This window comes from Planococcus sp. RAB007_Raresut (assembly GCF_057369535.1).
Genome location: NZ_JBXYIF010000008.1, coordinates 22,452 through 40,132, shown reverse-complemented (window position 1 = coordinate 40,132; position 17,681 = coordinate 22,452). Strand labels below are relative to the sequence as shown.

Here is a 17,681-nt window from a genome sequence, read left to right as displayed (position 1 = left end):
TTCACCTCTTAGAATGCCCAGTTGCCTTTGCGGAAAACTGGAATCTTCGATCCGTCTGCTTTAATGCCGTCGATATCCATATCAGCGCTGCCAATCATAAAGTCTTCATGGACAATGGACGTATTCAATCCTAACTCTTCCAATTGCTCACGTTCAAGATCTCGTGCGCCGTCGTAGCATGTCGGATAGGAATCGCCGATTGCCAAGTGGTTTGAGGCGTTTTCATCAAATAAAGTATTGAAGAATAACAGGCCGGAATCCGAGATCGGCGATTGATGCGGCACCAATGCCACTTCGCCGAGATAAGCTGCACCTTCGTCGGAACTGATCATTTCATTTAACAGCTCTTCGCCTGTTTCAGCTTCAGCTTTAACGATTTTGCCATTTTCGAAAGTCAGTGTGAATCCATCGATGATGTTGCCTTGATAGACAAATGGCTTTGTATTACGGACATAACCGTTGACTCCATTTTTTAAAGGAACTGTATAAACTTCCTCTGTCGGCATATTCGCGATGAATGGATTGCCTTGCGGCGTTTTTGAAGCGCCTGACATCCAGATATGCTTGTCAGGCAACTCGATTGTAAGATCAGTGCCGGGCGCGGAATACTGCAATTTTACAAAACGATGATCATTTAACTGAGCAGCACGTTTTTCAAGGAAATCGATATGTTCCTTCCACAATGCAACTGCGTCTCCGCCGCCGATTCGCACGGTTTTGAATATCGCTTCCCACAGAGCTTCAACCTGCTGATCCGGTTCAAGCTCCGGAAAGACTTTAGCAGCCCATTTTTCTGACGGGATTGCCACAATCGACCAGGCGACTTTATCGGAACCGACTGCCTGGCGGTATTTGGCCAATGCCTTGCCTGCTGCTTTTTGTGAGCTCGATAAACGTTTGGCTGGAATACCGGTCAATAAATCCGGATCTTCCGCATCAATCCATAAGAATGAACCGCCTTTTTCAATAATTTCTTCCCGCTGCAAGACCGACCATTCCGGGTATTCAGTAAACGCCTCATCAGGCGCCAGTTCATAATGAGTGCGGGTCTGAACAGGATCCGAATAATTTACGTGTACGTTTTTTGCCCCGGCTTCATATGCTTTTTTAACAACCAGACGCGTGAAGTCAATTGTATCTGTTGTGGTGTTGATTAGAACTTGCTGATCCTTTTGGACATTAAGTCCAACGTATACGGTCAGCTCCGCATACTGCTCCATTTTCTTCTGAAAATCCATTATTTTTTCCCCTTTGTGTTCACAGTCTTGCTTGACCCTTCAATCAATTCTCCGCCATGCATGATTTTCTGAACAGGCTTCGATGGCAAGTCCTTCGTGAATTTTTTATAATGTCTTTCATCCTGATAAGCTAATAACGTCAATACTTCACCGTCTTTTCCGGCTCTCCCTGTCCGTCCTGACCGATGAAGATATTGGTCGATTGTTTTGGGCACATCCACATGGATAACGTGTGTCACAGAATCAATATCGAGTCCGCGTGCGGCGACCTCTGTCGCGATAAGAATAGAAACTTCCCCTTTACGGAATGCGTCAAGCGCTCCTTTGCGTTCCTCTTTATTCATTTCGGAATGCAATGTCACAATTTTCGTATCACGGAACTTCAATTTATTTTCTTTCATCAGCAGCTGGTCGAGATTATTGACGAACGCCAGCGCTTTGACATTGTCGATGTGCGAAATGCGGCGCAATAAATCCGTCTTATCGCGTTCATCCACTTTGATGAATGAATGCGTCACCTTGCCCTGCATCGGCATTTCTTCAGCTGTCACATGGATCCTTGTCGGGTGTTGCATCAGACGGTCGGCAACAAGCTCCACTTCTTCTGTGATGGTTGCTGACACCAGGACGAGCTGCCGCTCCGTCTGTGTCTTTTCAATCAATGCTTTCATCACGTTGCGGTGCTCGCGCGCCATCAACTGATCGCCTTCGTCCAGAACCAGTATACGAATCTCATGCATTTTCAACTTCTTGCTTTTGACGAGTTCGTTCAAACGGCCTGGAGTACCAACCACAATTGTCGGTTTCTTCTTCAATTTTTCCAGCTGGCGCTGCATATTCGCACCACCGATCAATTGAGCAACCGTTACATCCGTGCCTTCGGTCCACTCCCGCAGGACGTTGACAATCTGCATCGATAACTCCTGGGAAGGCGCAATGATCATGGCTTGCGTCGCTGCTTTTTCGGGATTTACACGTTCTAGAATCGGCAGCACATATGCCAATGTTTTACCGGAACCTGTCGGTGATTGAGCAAGAATATCATTGCCCGCCATCATTTCCGGAATCATCTGCTCTTGAATCGGCATAATTGATTCAAAACCTGTTTTCTTCCATTTTTCCTGCCAAACTGGCTTTAATTCTTCTATGAATGTCATTTTAATTCCACCTTCTCTTCAATGCTTACAGTGTACCATATTTGGCGGTCTAACGCCTTTTTTTGATGTATTCCACTCACTTGGACCGGCGGGAATAAAGAACAGCCGCTCCATAAATCGGAGCGGCTGAGGGTTCAGGATTCTGTTGCTTCTTTTCTCGTATAAACGACTTCTTTCTCCTGTTCGGTTACAGGACGCTGCGGCTTTTTGATGAAAAACGCCAACAGCAATGCCGTTAATGCAATGAAAGTTGAGACGAAAAAGGAGAAATTAATCCCTTCAAGCATCGCCATATTCCCTATGTTTTCCGCTGCTGTTCCACTCGCCATCAAATCAGCAGCAGCCGATTCTGTGCGGGTGTTCATCAGCGTAATCAGGAAGGCGGAGCCGATAGCTCCCGAAACCTGCTGCAATGTATTGTTGATGGCCGTTCCGTGGGGATAAGCCTTCATCGGCAGCGTATTCAACCCATTTGTCATGACTGGCATCATGACCAGCGAGATGCCAAGCATACGTATGGAATAGATAATCATAATCTGCCAATAGCTCGTATCCAATGATAATTGGCTGAAAAGGAATGTCGTGATTACGACAAGCGACAAACCTGGGATTGCCAGAACTTTGGCGCCCCATTTATCAAACAAGCGGCCGGTGATTGGCGACATCATTCCCATGATCAATGCACCCGGCAGCATCAATAATCCTGAATTGATCGGTGAAATTCCTTTGATGGTCTGAATATATATCGGCATCAGGATCATCGCCGAGAACATCGACATCGACAAGACAATTGAAATGACTGACGACAATGCGAACATCGGATATTTATAGATGCGGATTTCGAGCAGCGGCTCTTCCAGTTTCAATTGGCGCAGTATAAACAGCGCGAGAGAAATCAGCCCGACAGCTATTGTAAGGTAGACGACAGGATTGGACCAGCCCAGTGTGCCTGCCGAACTGAAACCATACAAAATACCTCCGAATCCTAAACTGGATAAAACCAGTGAAAACTTATCAAGGGAAATTTCGCGGTTCTGGAATGTTAAGTTCTTTAATTTGAATATCCCTAATAATAAGGGGATCAATGCTACCGGCAATACGATGAAAAACAATACCCGCCAATCGTAGTTTTGAACGATAAAACCTGATAATGTTGGTCCGATTGCCGGCGCCACGACCATGACTAGCCCGAAATAACCCATTGCTGTTCCGCGTTTTTCAACTGGAAACGCAGCGAGCATCACATTCATCAAAAGCGGCATCATCAAAGCGGCTCCGGAAGCCTGCAAAAGACGTCCTGCCAGAAGAAAAGCAAAAGTCGGTGCCAGGCCTGCAATCAATGTCCCCAATGAGAACAGGGACATCGCGACGATAAATATTGCACGGTTGGAAAACCGCTGGATGAAATAGGCACTGGCAGGAATCAATATTCCGTTCACCAGCATATATCCTGTTACCAGCCACTGGGCGGTAGCCGCTTCGATCCCAAAGTCCGCCATGATTTCAGGCAAGGCGATGTTCAATAATGTCTGGTTGAAAATCGCTACAAATGCCCCTGTAAATAGAATTGCAATTATGCCGTAAGGCGGTTTTTTCTGTTCGGTCATTTTGTTTCTTCCTCCGTATATTTCATGCTGAATTTGTTTTCCTCAATCTCCATTTCATTATTCTATACCTACAGTATATATTTATCAATAAAAATATACTGGTCGTTCAGTTTTATTGCTTAATTGTCCAGTTACAGGTATTCTGAATTTAAACTATGAGTATAAAGGTGAGTAAAATGAATCGAAAAAAACAAAATATATTAGACGCCGCCTACTCCCTTTTTATACAAAAGGGATATAATTCAACTTCCATTCAGGATATTCTGGATGAAGCGGGTATATCAAAAGGAACCTTTTATAATTATTTCACTTCCAAAACAGAATGCCTGATCGCCATCATGGAATCTGTCGCCAATGAAATACGCCAGAAACGCATGGAAGCTGCTGCTGGTAAACCGGTGGACGATCCGGAAATATTGGCGGAGCAGCTGTGTGTAAGGATTCAAATGAACCGGGAGAAGAACCTATTTTCTCTTTACGAAAGTATTTTCTATTCCCAGGATAAAGAGCTGAAGGATTTTGCGAAGAACACCTATCGGAAAGAGCTGGATTGGATCACCTCACGCATCATTGATATTCACGGCACAAAAGCCGCTCCTTATGCATTGGACAATGCTGCTGCTGTTCATGGGGCAATTCAGCAGCTCGTCAACATTTGGCAATTGACCACGGATGAAGACCTTCCTACAAAGAAATTAGCCGCATTCGTCATCAGTCGTCTGCACGTTTCCATTTTGGCTCAAATTGAATCAGGCGAACGTTTTATATTGGTTCCAAACGTTTATACGGAGAAGACATCCGATAATCTTTCTATCGAAGAACTTGCACAGCAACTCGAAAGGTGCAGTCATGTTTTTGAGGAAGAACAGAGTTCGCAACAGCTGGTTCTGTTCCTTGCAGAGGAGCTGAGAGCGGATGTGCCCCGCAAAGCTCTGATTGAAAGTGTATTGGGCACACTCGCCACACAGCCTGAACTCGAGTCGGATTTGATGATTTTACTTGAACAGGTTTGGAAAAAACTTGCCAAACTTTAAATAACCATAGCAAAAGGACGGTCCCAAAATCGGGCCGTCCTTTTGCTATGGTTTTCTTCTGCCTTTTGCAGCTTGTTCAAATGCATATGCGTATTCAATGAGCTGGGGTTCACTGAAAGCCATTCCGTAAAAAGTTATGCCGAATGGTTCATTGGTTTCAGTGCAGCCATATGGCACTGTGATTGCCGGGAATCCTGCGGCGGCTCCGACGTTACAGCCAAAATCCTGTGGCAGTATGATGGCATCGGCTCCAATTTCTTTCAGAGTCGCATCAATTCCTTGTTCCGCAGCGAGAAATCGGTTTCGCTCTAGCGCTTCCACGTATTCCCTTTCCGTCAGCATCCCTGTCAGATTATTGGCCTGTTCCAAAAGATTCTGTCCGAATTTCAGCATTTTATCCGAGTGTTCACTATTATAAGCTACCACATCATCCATCGATCGAATTGGATTCATCGGATCTGTTTTTGCTAAATAGGCATTCAGATCAGCCTTAAATTCATGCAGCAATACCGCAAATCCGAGATCTTCCTGATTGGAGCCAAGATCCACATCTTCGATGATTTCGGCACCGCATTCTTTCAGTTTCTTCTTTGCCTGTTCGAATAATTCCATCTGCTCATCGGTTATTTCCTTGAACAATTCTGGAGTTACCGCCAGCTTTACACCTTTCAAGCCGTCTTTTTTAAAATGGACACCCCATTCATAGGTTTCAAAATCAGCTGACATACGGGTGATTGGATCTTCAGGATCATAGCCGATCAAAACTGAAAAGGCTTTTACGGCATCTTCAACTGTCCGGCCAAATGTGCCAGCAGTATCCTGGGTGTGGGACAAAGGAATAATGCCATTCCGGCTGATTATTCCGACAGTCGGTTTTAATCCGACAACACTGTTCTGTGCAGCAGGGTTGATAATGGAGCCTGAAGTTTCCGTGCCGACTCCCACAGCAGCAAGATTCGCCGCAACTGCAGAGGCAGAACCGGAACTCGAGCCGCCGACATCAAAAGCACCGTAAGGATTATTTACCTGCCCACCGCGTGAGCTATAGCCATTTGTCATTTTGTCCGACATGAAGTTTGCCCACTCAGTCATATTCGTTTTGCCGATTATTACTGCTCCTGCTTTTCGCAGCTTTTCAATCATAAAGGCATCATTCTGTGCATAATGGTTTTCAAGCGCCAGGGAACCGGCACTGGTATGCATTTTATCAGCAGTACCCATGTTATCCTTCACGACAACCGGGATGCCGTGCAACGGTCCGCGTGCCCCTTTCCGATCGCGCTCAAAATCGAGCGCTTGGGCGATCTGCAGAGCGTCCGGATTGATTTCAAGGATTGCGTTTATATTTTTATCGCGCAGCGAAATGTTTTCCTTATACATCAAGACCAACTCTTCTGAAGTGATATGCCCCGCTTGCATTTCCTCCTGCATTTGGGTGATCGACATTTCGTCCAGACGCTCTTTGCGGAAATCTTCCAGCTTTTTCTGATGCATTGCGTTCCCTCCCCTATCCGTTTTGTTTCTCATACGAAAGTCCACTGTTAAAAAATAAAAAAGCCGCAGCTTACGAGCTAAGGCTTTTCTGCGTATATTCTTTCATCAATTCATATAAACTCAACTCATATAGTTGCCGTCCATTAATTTTAAAAACATTCTGTGCCACCAATTCCTCGATGACGTTCGAGCGTTTATCTTCGAATTTCGATTCAGGTATCTGTTCCATGATGTTCGTTCTCTCCTTGTGAAGTATTCCTTTGTCTTTACCCACTTGAGACCATTCATGAAACGTTTCCATGAAATAAAATAAAGAAAAACCGGATGCGATTTGCATCCGGATCACTTCCAAAAATTATTCAGCAAGCTGCAGCCACGCGACTGCTTCGCAGTGGGTGGATTGCGGGAACATGTCAACCGGCTGCACTTCCTGGGTGCGATAGCCGCCGTCTTCAAGTATGCGGAGATCTCTCGCGAGTGTCGCAGGATTGCAGGAAACATAGACTACCCGCTCCGGCCGCTGCTTCAAAATCGTGTGCAGCAATTGTTCATCGCAGCCTTTTCTCGGCGGATCGACAACAAGGACATCCGCTTTTTTGCCTTCTTTATACCAGCGAGGAATCACCTGCTCGGCAGGACCCGCCTCGAATAATGTATTGCTGAGTCCGTTCAGTTCAGCATTGCGTTTGGCGTCTTCGATGGCAGGCGGAACAATCTCCACGCCCATGACGAATTTCGCACGCTGTGCGAGGAACAGCGAAATCGTTCCGATGCCGCAATAGGCGTCGATGACGGTTTCATTGCCGGTCAGATTGGCATATTCGAGCGCTTGGCCGTACAGCACTTCTGTCTGTTCCGGATTGATCTGGTAGAAAGAACGCGCTGAAATTTCAAAGCGCACATTGCCGATTTTGTCTTCAATGACATCTTTGCCCCATAACGTAATCGTCTCATCGCCAAAAATGACATTCGTTTTTTCAGGATTGACGTTCTGGACAATCGACACCGTTTCAGGAACAAGTGACTGGATCAGTTCAACAGCCTGTGTTGACTGCGGGAATTTCTTTTTCTTGGTGACCAGTACGACCATGATTTCACCAGTGGCACGCGCTTTCCGGACAACCACATGGCGCAGCTGGCCGCGGTGAGTTTCTTCTTCGTAAGGTTCAATGCCCATTTCTGTCAGCTTGTGTTTGATGCCGGCCATAATACTGTCCGCTTCCGGTGTCTGGATGATGCAGATATCCGTATCTGCAATCCGGTGGGAACGCGGCTGGTAGAATCCAGCGACCACACGTCCATCCTCCATGCCGAAAGGAATCTGTGATTTATTGCGGTAGCGCCACGGATTTTCCATTCCTTTGACAGCGTGGACCGGTACATCCGGCAACTTGCCGATGCGGGTTATGGCATCGCGCACAAGCTTGCGTTTAAATGTCATCTGTCCTTCGTATGACAGATGCTGAATCTGGCATCCGCCGCATGTATCAAAGACCGGACAAGGTGCTTCCACCCGGAACGGAGAGGCCTTTTCAATTTGAAGCATTTTTGCAAAACCATAGGATTTGAGTGTCTTCATTACGTGGATGTGGACATCTTCTCCCGGCAAGGCGCCGTGGATGAATAAAGGATATCCGTCTACTTTTGCGACTCCTGCTCCGTCGTGGGTCAAATCTTCCACATGGACCAGCAGCCGGTCGTTTTTGTTTACAGGTTTCAATTCGTTCACTCCATTTCACATTGGTTTATTGTACTATAGAAAAGCTCGGGCGACCATCTAGACGCTGAAGTCCGGACAAAGAAAAAACGCGCCCGGCAAAGCCTGGGCGCGTCAGTCAGTCGCGGTCTTTCGATACCGGCCCGTCTTTCAACGCGAACCAGAAACCGAAGATTAATGAAGCGAGCAATACGAGAAACGGTGCATAGAATATTAAGAAATCCTGCATGGAAAATTCCCCCTTTTATGCATGATAATCCGATTTGCCTTTGACATAATCCTTATCGAACAAGAACAGCCGGAACAAGAGGTACAGTGACGGCAGCAGTAAACCAAGGCCGGCGATGAAAGCGATGATCAAAGCGATCGCCATTGCCTCGTTGGTAAAGCTGTCGTAGATTGTCAAATACGGATACAGCAGATATGGATAGTGAGAAACGCCATATGCAAAGAAAGCGGTAAAGAACTGGCCGACCAGCAGAATGAATGCCAAGCCGTAATTTTTCTTTTTCCAGATTAGATAAACGGTTCCGACAAACAACAGGAACGAAATCGCAAATACCCACCAAAGATCCAGAATCCGGCTGTAATGCTCCGGATTGTGGCCGCGCAATTCGAATATGATCCCTGTCGCCGTAACGATAGCAGGGCCTGCCCACACAAGTGCGTATTTACGCATCAGCTCGGTCGCCTTGACGTCACCCGCTTTATTGGCGTACCAGGTCAAAAATACGGCAGAGATGTAAAGCACCGCGGTGATACTCAGCACAACAATGCTCCACATCAACGGACTTGTAAAGAGCGCCCAATAATCAAGATAAGGCTGATCGCCGTTCATTTTGATGAAGCCGCCTTCTGACATGGCTAGTACCGGAGATAATGACGCCGGCAGCAGCAAACCTGACAAACCATACATGTAAATATAACCGCGGTGATTGATTTTGGCCCCGTAAGTCGCAAAGGCGTAATAAGAGCCGCGGATGGCGAGCAAGATCAGCGCCAGACTGGCCGGGACCAGCAAAGTTGTTCCGTAATAGAAAGCGGTTTGCGGAAAGAACCCGATGATTCCCACAAAGAAGAATACAAAGAATACGTTTGTGACTTCCCAAACCGGTGAAAGATAACGCTGAATAATATTGGTCAGGATGTGCTGTTTATCTGTAAACGCACTGTAGGCGTTGAAAAATCCGGCACCGAAATCGATGGACGCCACGATTACATACAGAAACAGGAACAGCCAGAGAACCGAAACTCCGATTATTTCAAGTGTCATTCCGGATCACCGCCTTTATCAGCTTTTTGTCTTTGGGCAAGTTCTTTCTCTACTGGGTTCCGTTTGTACATCCGTGATAATACAACGATTGTACCGATGCCCAGGATGAAATACAATCCTGCGAATAGGATGATCATCAAGTCAACCTGGCCGCTTGTAGTGGCGGCTTCGCTTGTCTTCATGTAACCCCGCAGAATCCATGGCTGACGTCCTACTTCCGTGAACCACCAGCCGGCTTCAATAGCGATCAATGCCAATGGTCCGGCCGCCACAGTCAACCAGCGGAACCATTTTTTCGTAATGATCGGCCACTTGCGCCATGCCGCAACGACATAGACAAATGAGAAGAAGGCCAGCCACATTCCGATCGTCACCATCGTATCAAACAGATAGTGTATCCAGAGCGGCGGAATTTCATCTTCAGGAAATTCATTCAGACCGATAACTTCAGCACTTGGTACACCGTGCGCCAGTATACTCAGCGCGTAAGGAATTTCAATCGCATACTTAGGTTCTTGCCCATCAAGGACACCGAAAAGAATTAATCTTGCTTCATCTTCTGTTTCAAAATGCCATTCAGCGGCAGCCAATTTCTCCGGCTGGTACTCAGCCAGATATTTACCTGACAAGTCACCGATCAATGCTGTCGCTATCGAAAAGACAAATCCGAGTTTCATTGTCATCAGCAATGCTTTTTTGTGATAGACGTGAGTCGAGCCCTGTACAATACGCAGCGCTGCGATGGACGCCAGTACAAATGCACTGGTCATGAAAGCCGTAGACATGACGTGCGCCACTTTCGTTGGCACAGCCGGGCTTAACATTGCCAGCAGCGGACTGATGTTGATCAATTCACCATTTACTAAGTCGAAGCCTTGCGGCGCGTTCATGAATGAGTTGACCATTGTGATGAAGACCGAGGAAGCGGCCGCTCCGAGTGCCACAGGAATCAGCAGCAGCAAATGTTTTCGCTGGTCTTCGAAACGGTCCCATGTATACAGATAAATGCCAAGAAAAATCGCTTCAAAGAAAAATGCGAATACTTCCATAAACAATGGCAAGGCGATCACATTTCCCGCCATTTGCATAAAGTTCGGCCAAAGCAGCGATAATTGCAAGCCGATTGCGGTCCCTGTCACAACCCCGACGGCTACCGTTATAACAAATCCTCTCGCCCATCTGCGGGCAAGTAGAATATAATGGTCATCTTTCTTTTTGATCCCGACCCACTGCGCAATCAAAATCATCAGTGGCACACCGACTCCGATTGTTGCGTAAAGAATGTGAAATGAAAGAGTCATCGTTGTCAGGATACGGCTTAATAAAGCTGTATCTTCAAATCCCATTTCCTTATCCCTCCCAAGGAATATACTTCTCCGTAAGTTCTACATTTATTGTACCCTAAGCGGGCCAGCTGAATCCTCTGGAGTGAATTTAAAAACAGCAGATTTACGCTAAACTTTGAATAAGCTGTGACAATACCTGATTTAATCACTTGATATTTATTAGAATTTTTAGTATTCTATTAAGAACATAAAAAAAGGGTGATTCATATGGAAACAAGCAGAAAAGTATTTGCCTACATCACAAGAGGCCCTGATGAAAACCGTGAATTACTGGTTTTCGAATACAAAGGTGAACCGGAAGTCGGTGTACAAGTACCTGGTGGTTCGATCGCTGATGGAGAAATGCTCATCGATGCGCTTTACCGCGAAGTCCAGGAAGAAACCGGATTGCCAAGCGACGTTTTGGATTTTGCAGGCAAAATCCATAAGTATAATTATTATCCTGAACATCGAGATAAAGTATACGAGCGCAATATCTTCCACTTCGAATATACGGGTGAAAAGGTCGATCAGTGGGAGCATACCATCAAGAGCGATGGCCGCGATAACGGTCTGACACTACTGTTCCGATGGGAACCGGTGGACGATCTGCCGAAGCTTGCAATGGAGCAGGATACGGCAATCGAACTTTTGTAGAAACAGGAAAGAAGCCTTGCAGTCAGATGACTGCAAGGCTTCTTTTATTTAATGTCTTTATCATTCAGCGCCTGGATTGGCACCAAGACTTCAATATGTTTTTCGAGGTTCTGGAATACTGCCGGCAGCACTCCCCCGAATTCACCATCGAGATTCAGCATGACACGCTCTTCGGAAGAGACTGAAATCCTGCTGGCTTTTGCATAGATGACGTGAGGATTTGTAAGATGCTCTCCGCGAAGTGCCAGTGAAGCCAATCGGATAAATTCCGCCATATTCACTTCTTTTAAAATCAGCAGCGTGAACTTCCCGTCGTTGATGCTGGCATCAGGCGCAAGTTTTTCAAAGCCGCCCACTGAATTGGTCAAGCCGATCAGGAACATCATTGCTTTGTCATCAAAAACTTCTCCGTCGTATTCGATCCGGACATTGGATGAACGGATGGATGGCAGCATTTCAATCCCTTTCAGGTAATATGCCATCTGCCCAAGAACCGTTTTCAATTTGCTCGGCACTTCATACGTCAGCTCCGTCATTCTTCCGCCGCCGGCGATATTGATGAAATAGCGATCATTCATCATGCCGACATCCACTGGAACCGAGTCCCCTTGAATAATGATATCGACAGCTTTATTGATATCACGGGGAATATGTACAGCACGCGCAAAGTCATTTGTTGTGCCCATAGGGATCAATCCTATTTTAGGGCGATCTTCAAACTTCGAGACGCCGGATACGACTTCGTTCAGCGTACCGTCCCCGCCTACAGCCACTATCAGGTCGAATTTTCTTTCGACAGCCGTAATCGCCGCCGCTGTGGCATCACCTTCACAGGTGGTGGCATGGCAGGATGTTTCATAGCCTGCGATTTCCATTCTTTCCAGCACTTCCGGCAAATGTTTGCGGAACAATTCCCTGCCGGATGTCGGATTGTAAATAATGCGTGCTCGTTTCATAAGATTTCAGCCTTTCTACACTTACTCTAGAAAATAAGACAATAAAAGCAGAAAAAAGTTCCTTTTATCCCAAGTTTTCTCTTTAAGTCAGTGATTTCGTCAAAACTGTTTTTAATTCCTGATAGACGCTGTCCCAAAACTCGCTTCTGTATACAAAGCCGTCTGTTATTTCGCCGATCACCGTTTTAAAATGCAAATCATATTGAGGATCTTCTTTTTCCGGCAATTTCGCTTTCAAACCATCCACGAATTCCTGGACCTTTTCCGATCTTGGACCCCAGTCTCCGAGTACTTCTCCGTCCTGCGATAAAACGATGTATTTCGGAATGGAACGCCCGCCATTCGTTAAGTAGCGGTCCATCAACTCTAGGTTTTCATCGCGGTAAACACAGCGGACTTCAACGTCTCCCGCATCCGCAATTTTACGGAGAATCGCATTATTCATCATGGCATCTCCGCACCAGTCTTCGGTAATCACGAGAATATGAGGATTCTTTTCTTTCAATAAAGAGATGAATTCCTTATCTTCCGGCATTGTGAATTTCTCATAAATCGAATAGGACTTTTCCTGGTTGGATTCCATTTGGGACATATAATTTTCAAGCGTAATCGCGTTTTCGAAATAGTTCTGTTCCAGTGTCATGATATCACATCTCCTTTAAATCCAGTTTACTTGTCTTTTTAGAAAGCATCAAATTATATCTTCCTAAAAAAGATGGCCCCTTAAAGGGCCATCCATCATTTTATCGTTTATTAATTTCTTCCAAAAGGATTTTATTCAATAATGGCGGGTTAGCCTGTCCTTTGGTCGCTTTCATAATTTGGCCTACCAGGAAGCCGATTGCGCGGTCCTTGCCGTTTTTGAAATCTTCGATTGACTGCGGGTTGGCATCCAATGTATTCGTTACATATTCTCGCAAAACGCCCTCGTCCGAAATTTGGATAAGCCCTTTCGCTTTCACGATATCATTGGCGTCGCCGCCTTTTTCAATCAATTCACGGAACACTTTCTTGGCAATTTTAGATGAAATCGTTCCATCTGCAATCAATTTGATCATGCCAGCCAGGCCTTCAGGTGTTAAAGCCGTGTCGGCAAGTTCTTTCTGCTCAGCGTTCAAATAAGCGGAAACTTCCCCCATCAGCCAGTTCGATACCAGTTTAGCGTCTGCTCCGGCATCAACTGTCGCTTCGAAAAAGTCGGAAATCGGTTTTGCCAGTGTCAATACCATGGCATCATATGGAGACATGCCAAGTTCTGAAACGTAACGCGCTTTACGCGCATCAGGAAGCTCCGGGATTTCTGCGCGGACGCGTTCAATCCAGGCATCATCGATGACAATATCCACAAGGTCCGGTTCCGGGAAATAACGGTAATCGTCAGATCCTTCTTTAACACGCATCAACACTGTTTTACCAGTGGATTCGTCGTAACGGCGAGTTTCCTGCGGAATGATGCCGCCTGACAGCAATACCTGCTCCTGCCGAATCTGTTCATGTTCGATCCCTTTACGGACATAGTTGAACGAGTTCAGGTTTTTCAATTCCGTTTTCGTGCCGAATTGTTCCTGTCCATATGGACGAAGGGAGATATTCGCGTCGCAGCGAAGTGATCCTTCTTCCATGCGGACATCGGAAACACCTGTGTATTGGATAATAGCTTTTATTTTTTCCAGATAAGCATACGCTTCTTCCGGTGTACGGATATCCGGTTCAGAAACGATTTCGATCAATGGCGTTCCCTGGCGGTTATAATCGACCAGCGAATAGCCTTTATCGGTATGCGTCAGTTTACCCGCATCTTCTTCCATATGAAGGCGCGTGATGCCGATGCGTTTTTTCTCGCCGTTCACTTCGATTTCAATCCAGCCATGTTCGCCGATCGGCTGATCAAATTGAGAAATCTGGTAAGCTTTCGGATTGTCCGGGTAGAAATAGTTCTTGCGATCGAATTTGGTGTGGCGGGTGATCTCGCAGTTTAATGCAAGTGCCGCTTTCATCGCCCAGTCCACCGCCGTTTTATTCACTACCGGCAAGACTCCAGGATAACCAAGGTCGATGGCGTTTGTATTCGTGTTCGGTTCTGCTCCGAAATGTGCAGGAGATGGAGAAAACATTTTGGAATCGGTTTTCAATTCTACGTGCACTTCGAGCCCGATAATCGTTTCAAAGTTCATTGTGCTGCTCCCTCCCATAATTGAGGAGTTTTCTTATGGAAATCTGTCGCCTTCTCAAAAACATCGGCTACACGATAAACCGTTTCCTCATCGAAATAATTGCCGATAATCTGCAGGCCAAGCGGCATATCGCCTTCAAAACCGCATGGCACCGAAATCGCCGGAACACCCGCAAGATTGACCGGAATCGTCAGAATATCGTTGGCATACATTGTGAGTGGATCATCAATGATTTCACCGATTTTAAATGCAGGCGTTGGTGTCGTCGGTGAGATGATGACATCATAGTTTTGGAATGTATCGTCAAAATCCTTCTTGATCAATGTCCGCACTTTCTGCGCTTTTTTATAATATGCATCATAATAGCCTGAGCTTAACGCATATGTTCCGAGCATAATGCGGCGTTTCACTTCATCGCCAAAGCCTTCTGCACGCGTATTCATATAGAAATCCAACAGGCTGCTCGCTTTATTCGTGCGGTAACCGTAGCGAATTCCATCAAAACGGGACAGGTTGGAAGAAGCTTCAGATGACGCCAGTAAATAATACGTTGCAAGTGCATATTTTGAATGCGGCAATGAAATCTCTTCCACTGTCGCGCCTTTTTCCTTCAATACTTCAAGCGCGTCGTAAACCGCTGCTTTAGCGGATTCGCTGACGCCTTCTGCGAAGTATTCCTTCGGTACGCCGATGCGGAGACCGTTGATGTCGCCCGTCAACGCAGCTGCAAAATCAGGAACTTCGACATCCGCGGAAGTGGAATCCTTTTCGTCGTGGCCTGAAATGGCCTGCAATAATAATGCATTGTCTTTTACATTGCGTGTCACAGGACCGATTTGATCCAATGAAGAAGCGAATGCGATCAAGCCGAAACGAGATACACGGCCATAAGTCGGCTTCATGCCGACAACGCCGCAGAATGCAGCCGGCTGGCGGATGGAACCGCCAGTGTCAGAACCCAGTGTGAAAGGCACTTCTCCAGCTGCTACTGCTGCAGTCGAGCCGCCTGAAGAACCGCCTGGCACATAATCCAGGTTCCACGGGTTTCGGGTCTTTTTGTAATAAGAGTTTTCGTTTGATGAGCCCATTGCGAATTCATCCATATTCAACTTGCCGACAATCACCATTCCTGCCGCGCGCAGCTTTTCAACTACGGTCGCGTTGTAAATAGGATTGAAACCTTCCAGAATACGGCTTGAAGCAGTTGTTACCAAGCCTTCTGTCATGATATTGTCTTTAACGCCGATCGGCAAACCAAATAATGGACCGCGTTGTTCCATCGGTGCATTATCCATTTCACTTGCCGCCGCCATCGCCTGCTCTTCATTCATTGCCAGAAAAGCATCGACTTTCGGGTCAAGTTCATTGATGCGTTCAATCGTCTGTTTTGTTATTTCTGTAATCGTCGCTTCATTACTATGTATCAATTCCTGTAATTCAGCAGCTGTCTTATCGTAGAATTTCATGGTTTCCCTCCTCGCTATTACTCCAGAATGGTCGGAACTTTTACTTGTCCCGCTTCATGTTCTTTAACATTTTTTAATACTGTTTCGCGCGGCAATCCAGCCTCCGCTTTGTCTTCACGCAACACATTGACCATCGGCAGCACGTGTGTCGTCGGTTCAACATTCTCTGTATCCAGTTCATTTAAAAGCTCCATCGCATTTGTGATGGCTTCCAATTGTTCTGCAAAATGGATCGCTTCTTCATCAGTAATCGCCAGACGCGCCAAATGGGCAACCTCGATCACTTCTTCTTTTGTCATTTTCGCCATTTCCATACACCTCCGAAATCAGTAAACATACGCTATATCATACCATTCCTTGACTCAAAAGAATAGAGACAGCCGCGCCGGCTGCCTCATAAGCCGCCCATTAAATCAGGAGCAGCCTTTATTTATTCATAAATATGGACAATCGGTTCAGTTTCATTAGTTTTTCTTAAAATCAGCGCTTCCGCTCCATTGACTGAATTCAAATCGACTTCCACTTGGATATTCTCCGGGAAGTGTTTCATAACAAGACCCGTCAGGTATTGTGTAAAGCCGATGACTTCCGATGAACCGTAAAACTGGATCGGGATTTCAATCTGCAATTTGCGGATCGAATCTCCTTGATAAAAGCCGGTTCCGATGACACTGGTGAAATTCGAGAAATATTCTTCGACGTCCTGCTTGAAGTTTTTGAATGCCGTATCCACTTCACGGTATTTCTCTTCGGGATTGCTCGAAGGGAAGATCACGAATTCTTCACTGATAGGATTCCACTTGGACACTGAATTTTCACCGCCCGGAGCAACTCCGTATGTGAAGTAAGTGCCGGCCGTTATTGTACTGCGGCTTTTTTGCTTAAAGAGCCCGACGGTGATCGGTATATCCGCCATTCCTTCTTTTTGGCGCAGCCGGTTGACGATTTCATCCGCCATCCGCTTGCCTTCTGATTCCAATTGTTCCTGGGAAATCGATTCTTCATAAGATACCCCTTGATCATTCTCACTGTAATAAATGGAGTTGAGGGCAAGTCCTACAGATACACCGCCAAGCCGGATTGTATCTTCATTGGTTTTCACCAGGTAATTCTGTTCAATAATATGCGCCAGGATTTCTGGTGACGGATTGTCACGGGTTTCACCAGCTTCCAGCTGTTCCTCAGATAAAGGAGGACGTTTGTCTTCCGCATTCAACCCTGTCGGATTGTCTTCGGGATGGTAACGGCGGAGCCAGGAAGAAACTTCTTCATCCGTTATCTTCTGGCCTTCCTGAAAATAATAATCGTCAGGTGAAAATTGATTTTGCGACAAGCGCAATAGCCCTTTTTCCGCTTCTTCTATATCATAGCGGGAATTCAGGCGGTTGACGATTTTTCCTCGAGTGGCACTTTGTTTGTATGGCAATAGGGTCCGATAAAACTGATCATCCAATTGCATACTTGGAATAATTGCGGTTTCCACTTCCTCTGTGCCAATCACTTCTGTTTCGTTCGTTTGCGTCGGCACACAGGCGGTTAGCAGCAAAATGCTGGCAGGGATCCACCATAAGCGTTTCATTATT

17 protein-coding genes are annotated in these 17,681 nt (G+C 46.1%); 2 read left to right on the top strand and 15 right to left on the bottom strand.

The window, feature by feature from the left end; genetic code table 11:
• Positions 1 to 8: 8 nt before the first annotated feature.
• The 3 genes from AC2Q9J_RS15985 to AC2Q9J_RS15975 form a co-directional block, all read right to left on the bottom strand.
• Positions 9 to 1,238: an aminopeptidase gene (locus tag AC2Q9J_RS15985; RefSeq protein WP_499041509.1), complete on the bottom strand. Its 1,230-nt coding sequence runs from the start codon at positions 1,236 to 1,238 to the stop codon at positions 9 to 11.
• Entirely contained in the window at positions 1,238 to 2,395 is a 1,158-nt protein-coding gene (locus tag AC2Q9J_RS15980) for a DEAD/DEAH box helicase (protein WP_499041508.1), read from the bottom strand. Before AC2Q9J_RS15980 ends, AC2Q9J_RS15985 begins: the two co-directional genes overlap by 1 nt.
• Before the next feature lie 134 nt (positions 2,396 to 2,529).
• Positions 2,530 to 4,002 (bottom strand): DHA2 family efflux MFS transporter permease subunit, encoded by a 1,473-nt coding sequence (locus tag AC2Q9J_RS15975; RefSeq protein WP_499041506.1) that lies wholly within the window; start codon positions 4,000 to 4,002, stop codon positions 2,530 to 2,532.
• A gap of 176 nt (positions 4,003 to 4,178) precedes the next feature.
• Between AC2Q9J_RS15975 and AC2Q9J_RS15970 the strand changes: the two genes are divergently transcribed.
• Positions 4,179 to 5,036: a TetR/AcrR family transcriptional regulator gene (locus AC2Q9J_RS15970; RefSeq protein WP_499041505.1), complete on the top strand. Its 858-nt coding sequence runs from the start codon at positions 4,179 to 4,181 to the stop codon at positions 5,034 to 5,036.
• Between the two features lie 45 nt (positions 5,037 to 5,081).
• Here the strand turns inward: AC2Q9J_RS15970 and AC2Q9J_RS15965 are convergent, their stop codons facing one another.
• The 6 genes from AC2Q9J_RS15965 to AC2Q9J_RS15940 form a co-directional block, all read right to left on the bottom strand.
• A complete protein-coding gene (locus AC2Q9J_RS15965) occupies positions 5,082 to 6,530 on the bottom strand; it encodes an amidase family protein (RefSeq protein ID WP_499041502.1) in 1,449 nt (482 codons plus the stop codon).
• A 70-nt stretch (positions 6,531 to 6,600) separates the two neighbouring features.
• The gene (locus AC2Q9J_RS15960) at positions 6,601 to 6,759 is read right to left on the bottom strand and encodes a Fur-regulated basic protein FbpA (protein ID WP_084242305.1); all 159 of its coding nucleotides are present in this window, start codon (positions 6,757 to 6,759) and stop codon (positions 6,601 to 6,603) included.
• Between the two features lie 126 nt (positions 6,760 to 6,885).
• The gene (gene rlmD / locus AC2Q9J_RS15955) at positions 6,886 to 8,250 is read right to left on the bottom strand and encodes a 23S rRNA (uracil(1939)-C(5))-methyltransferase RlmD (RefSeq protein WP_499041501.1); all 1,365 of its coding nucleotides are present in this window, start codon (positions 8,248 to 8,250) and stop codon (positions 6,886 to 6,888) included.
• Between the two features lie 115 nt (positions 8,251 to 8,365).
• The gene (cydS, locus tag AC2Q9J_RS15950) at positions 8,366 to 8,476 is read right to left on the bottom strand and encodes a cytochrome bd oxidase small subunit CydS family protein (RefSeq protein ID WP_499041499.1); all 111 of its coding nucleotides are present in this window, start codon (positions 8,474 to 8,476) and stop codon (positions 8,366 to 8,368) included.
• Between the two features lie 15 nt (positions 8,477 to 8,491).
• Positions 8,492 to 9,520, bottom strand: a complete 1,029-nt coding sequence (locus tag AC2Q9J_RS15945) for a cytochrome d ubiquinol oxidase subunit II (protein WP_499041498.1) — start codon at positions 9,518 to 9,520, stop codon at positions 8,492 to 8,494.
• Positions 9,517 to 10,866, bottom strand: a complete 1,350-nt coding sequence (locus tag AC2Q9J_RS15940; RefSeq protein WP_499041496.1) for a cytochrome ubiquinol oxidase subunit I — start codon at positions 10,864 to 10,866, stop codon at positions 9,517 to 9,519. The genes AC2Q9J_RS15945 and AC2Q9J_RS15940 overlap by 4 nt, the downstream gene beginning before the upstream one ends.
• Before the next feature lie 207 nt (positions 10,867 to 11,073).
• Here AC2Q9J_RS15940 and AC2Q9J_RS15935 point away from each other — a divergent pair, with 207 nt between their 5' ends.
• A complete protein-coding gene (locus AC2Q9J_RS15935; protein ID WP_499041495.1) occupies positions 11,074 to 11,502 on the top strand; it encodes an NUDIX hydrolase in 429 nt (142 codons plus the stop codon).
• 44 nt (positions 11,503 to 11,546) lie between these two features.
• On the opposite strand, the gene AC2Q9J_RS15930 is transcribed toward AC2Q9J_RS15935, so the two are convergent.
• The 6 genes from AC2Q9J_RS15930 to AC2Q9J_RS15905 form a co-directional block, all read right to left on the bottom strand.
• Positions 11,547 to 12,458, bottom strand: a complete 912-nt coding sequence (locus AC2Q9J_RS15930) for a diacylglycerol kinase (protein WP_499041493.1) — start codon at positions 12,456 to 12,458, stop codon at positions 11,547 to 11,549.
• Positions 12,459 to 12,540: 82 nt separating this feature from the next.
• Positions 12,541 to 13,101 carry a thioredoxin family protein gene (locus AC2Q9J_RS15925; protein ID WP_499041491.1) on the bottom strand — a complete coding sequence of 187 codons (561 nt, stop codon included), beginning with the start codon at positions 13,099 to 13,101 and terminating at the stop codon, positions 12,541 to 12,543.
• Positions 13,102 to 13,201: 100 nt separating this feature from the next.
• On the bottom strand, positions 13,202 to 14,632 hold the full coding sequence (gene gatB, locus AC2Q9J_RS15920; RefSeq protein WP_499041489.1) for an Asp-tRNA(Asn)/Glu-tRNA(Gln) amidotransferase subunit GatB: 1,431 nt from the start codon (positions 14,630 to 14,632) through the stop codon (positions 13,202 to 13,204).
• Complete coding sequence (gatA, locus tag AC2Q9J_RS15915) at positions 14,629 to 16,098, bottom strand: Asp-tRNA(Asn)/Glu-tRNA(Gln) amidotransferase subunit GatA (protein WP_499041487.1); 1,470 nt, start codon at positions 16,096 to 16,098, stop codon at positions 14,629 to 14,631. Before gatA ends, gatB begins: the two co-directional genes overlap by 4 nt.
• Before the next feature lie 17 nt (positions 16,099 to 16,115).
• Complete coding sequence (gene gatC, locus AC2Q9J_RS15910) at positions 16,116 to 16,406, bottom strand: Asp-tRNA(Asn)/Glu-tRNA(Gln) amidotransferase subunit GatC (protein WP_112224931.1); 291 nt, start codon at positions 16,404 to 16,406, stop codon at positions 16,116 to 16,118.
• Positions 16,407 to 16,528: 122 nt separating this feature from the next.
• Positions 16,529 to 17,677, bottom strand: coding sequence for a CamS family sex pheromone protein (locus AC2Q9J_RS15905; protein WP_499041484.1), 1,149 nt, complete (start codon positions 17,675 to 17,677; stop codon positions 16,529 to 16,531).
• Positions 17,678 to 17,681: the final 4 nt, after the last annotated feature.

Coding starts and splice junctions, on each gene's coding strand:
- AC2Q9J_RS15985 (WP_499041509.1), bottom strand. CDS start 1,238: ATGGATTTTCAGAAGAAAATGGAGCAGTATGCGGAGCTGACCGTATAC.
- AC2Q9J_RS15980 (WP_499041508.1), bottom strand. CDS start 2,395: ATGACATTCATAGAAGAATTAAAGCCAGTTTGGCAGGAAAAATGGAAG.
- AC2Q9J_RS15975 (WP_499041506.1), bottom strand. CDS start 4,002: ATGACCGAACAGAAAAAACCGCCTTACGGCATAATTGCAATTCTATTT.
- AC2Q9J_RS15970 (WP_499041505.1), top strand. CDS start 4,179: ATGAATCGAAAAAAACAAAATATATTAGACGCCGCCTACTCCCTTTTT.
- AC2Q9J_RS15965 (WP_499041502.1), bottom strand. CDS start 6,530: ATGCATCAGAAAAAGCTGGAAGATTTCCGCAAAGAGCGTCTGGACGAA.
- AC2Q9J_RS15960 (WP_084242305.1), bottom strand. CDS start 6,759: ATGGAACAGATACCTGAATCGAAATTCGAAGATAAACGCTCGAACGTC.
- cydS (WP_499041499.1), bottom strand. CDS start 8,476: ATGCAGGATTTCTTAATATTCTATGCACCGTTTCTCGTATTGCTCGCT.
- AC2Q9J_RS15945 (WP_499041498.1), bottom strand. CDS start 9,520: ATGACACTTGAAATAATCGGAGTTTCGGTTCTCTGGCTGTTCCTGTTT.
- AC2Q9J_RS15940 (WP_499041496.1), bottom strand. CDS start 10,866: ATGGGATTTGAAGATACAGCTTTATTAAGCCGTATCCTGACAACGATG.
- AC2Q9J_RS15935 (WP_499041495.1), top strand. CDS start 11,074: ATGGAAACAAGCAGAAAAGTATTTGCCTACATCACAAGAGGCCCTGAT.
- AC2Q9J_RS15930 (WP_499041493.1), bottom strand. CDS start 12,458: ATGAAACGAGCACGCATTATTTACAATCCGACATCCGGCAGGGAATTG.
- AC2Q9J_RS15925 (WP_499041491.1), bottom strand. CDS start 13,101: ATGACACTGGAACAGAACTATTTCGAAAACGCGATTACGCTTGAAAAT.
- gatB (WP_499041489.1), bottom strand. CDS start 14,632: ATGAACTTTGAAACGATTATCGGGCTCGAAGTGCACGTAGAATTGAAA.
- gatA (WP_499041487.1), bottom strand. CDS start 16,098: ATGAAATTCTACGATAAGACAGCTGCTGAATTACAGGAATTGATACAT.
- gatC (WP_112224931.1), bottom strand. CDS start 16,406: ATGGCGAAAATGACAAAAGAAGAAGTGATCGAGGTTGCCCATTTGGCG.
- AC2Q9J_RS15905 (WP_499041484.1), bottom strand. CDS start 17,677: ATGAAACGCTTATGGTGGATCCCTGCCAGCATTTTGCTGCTAACCGCC.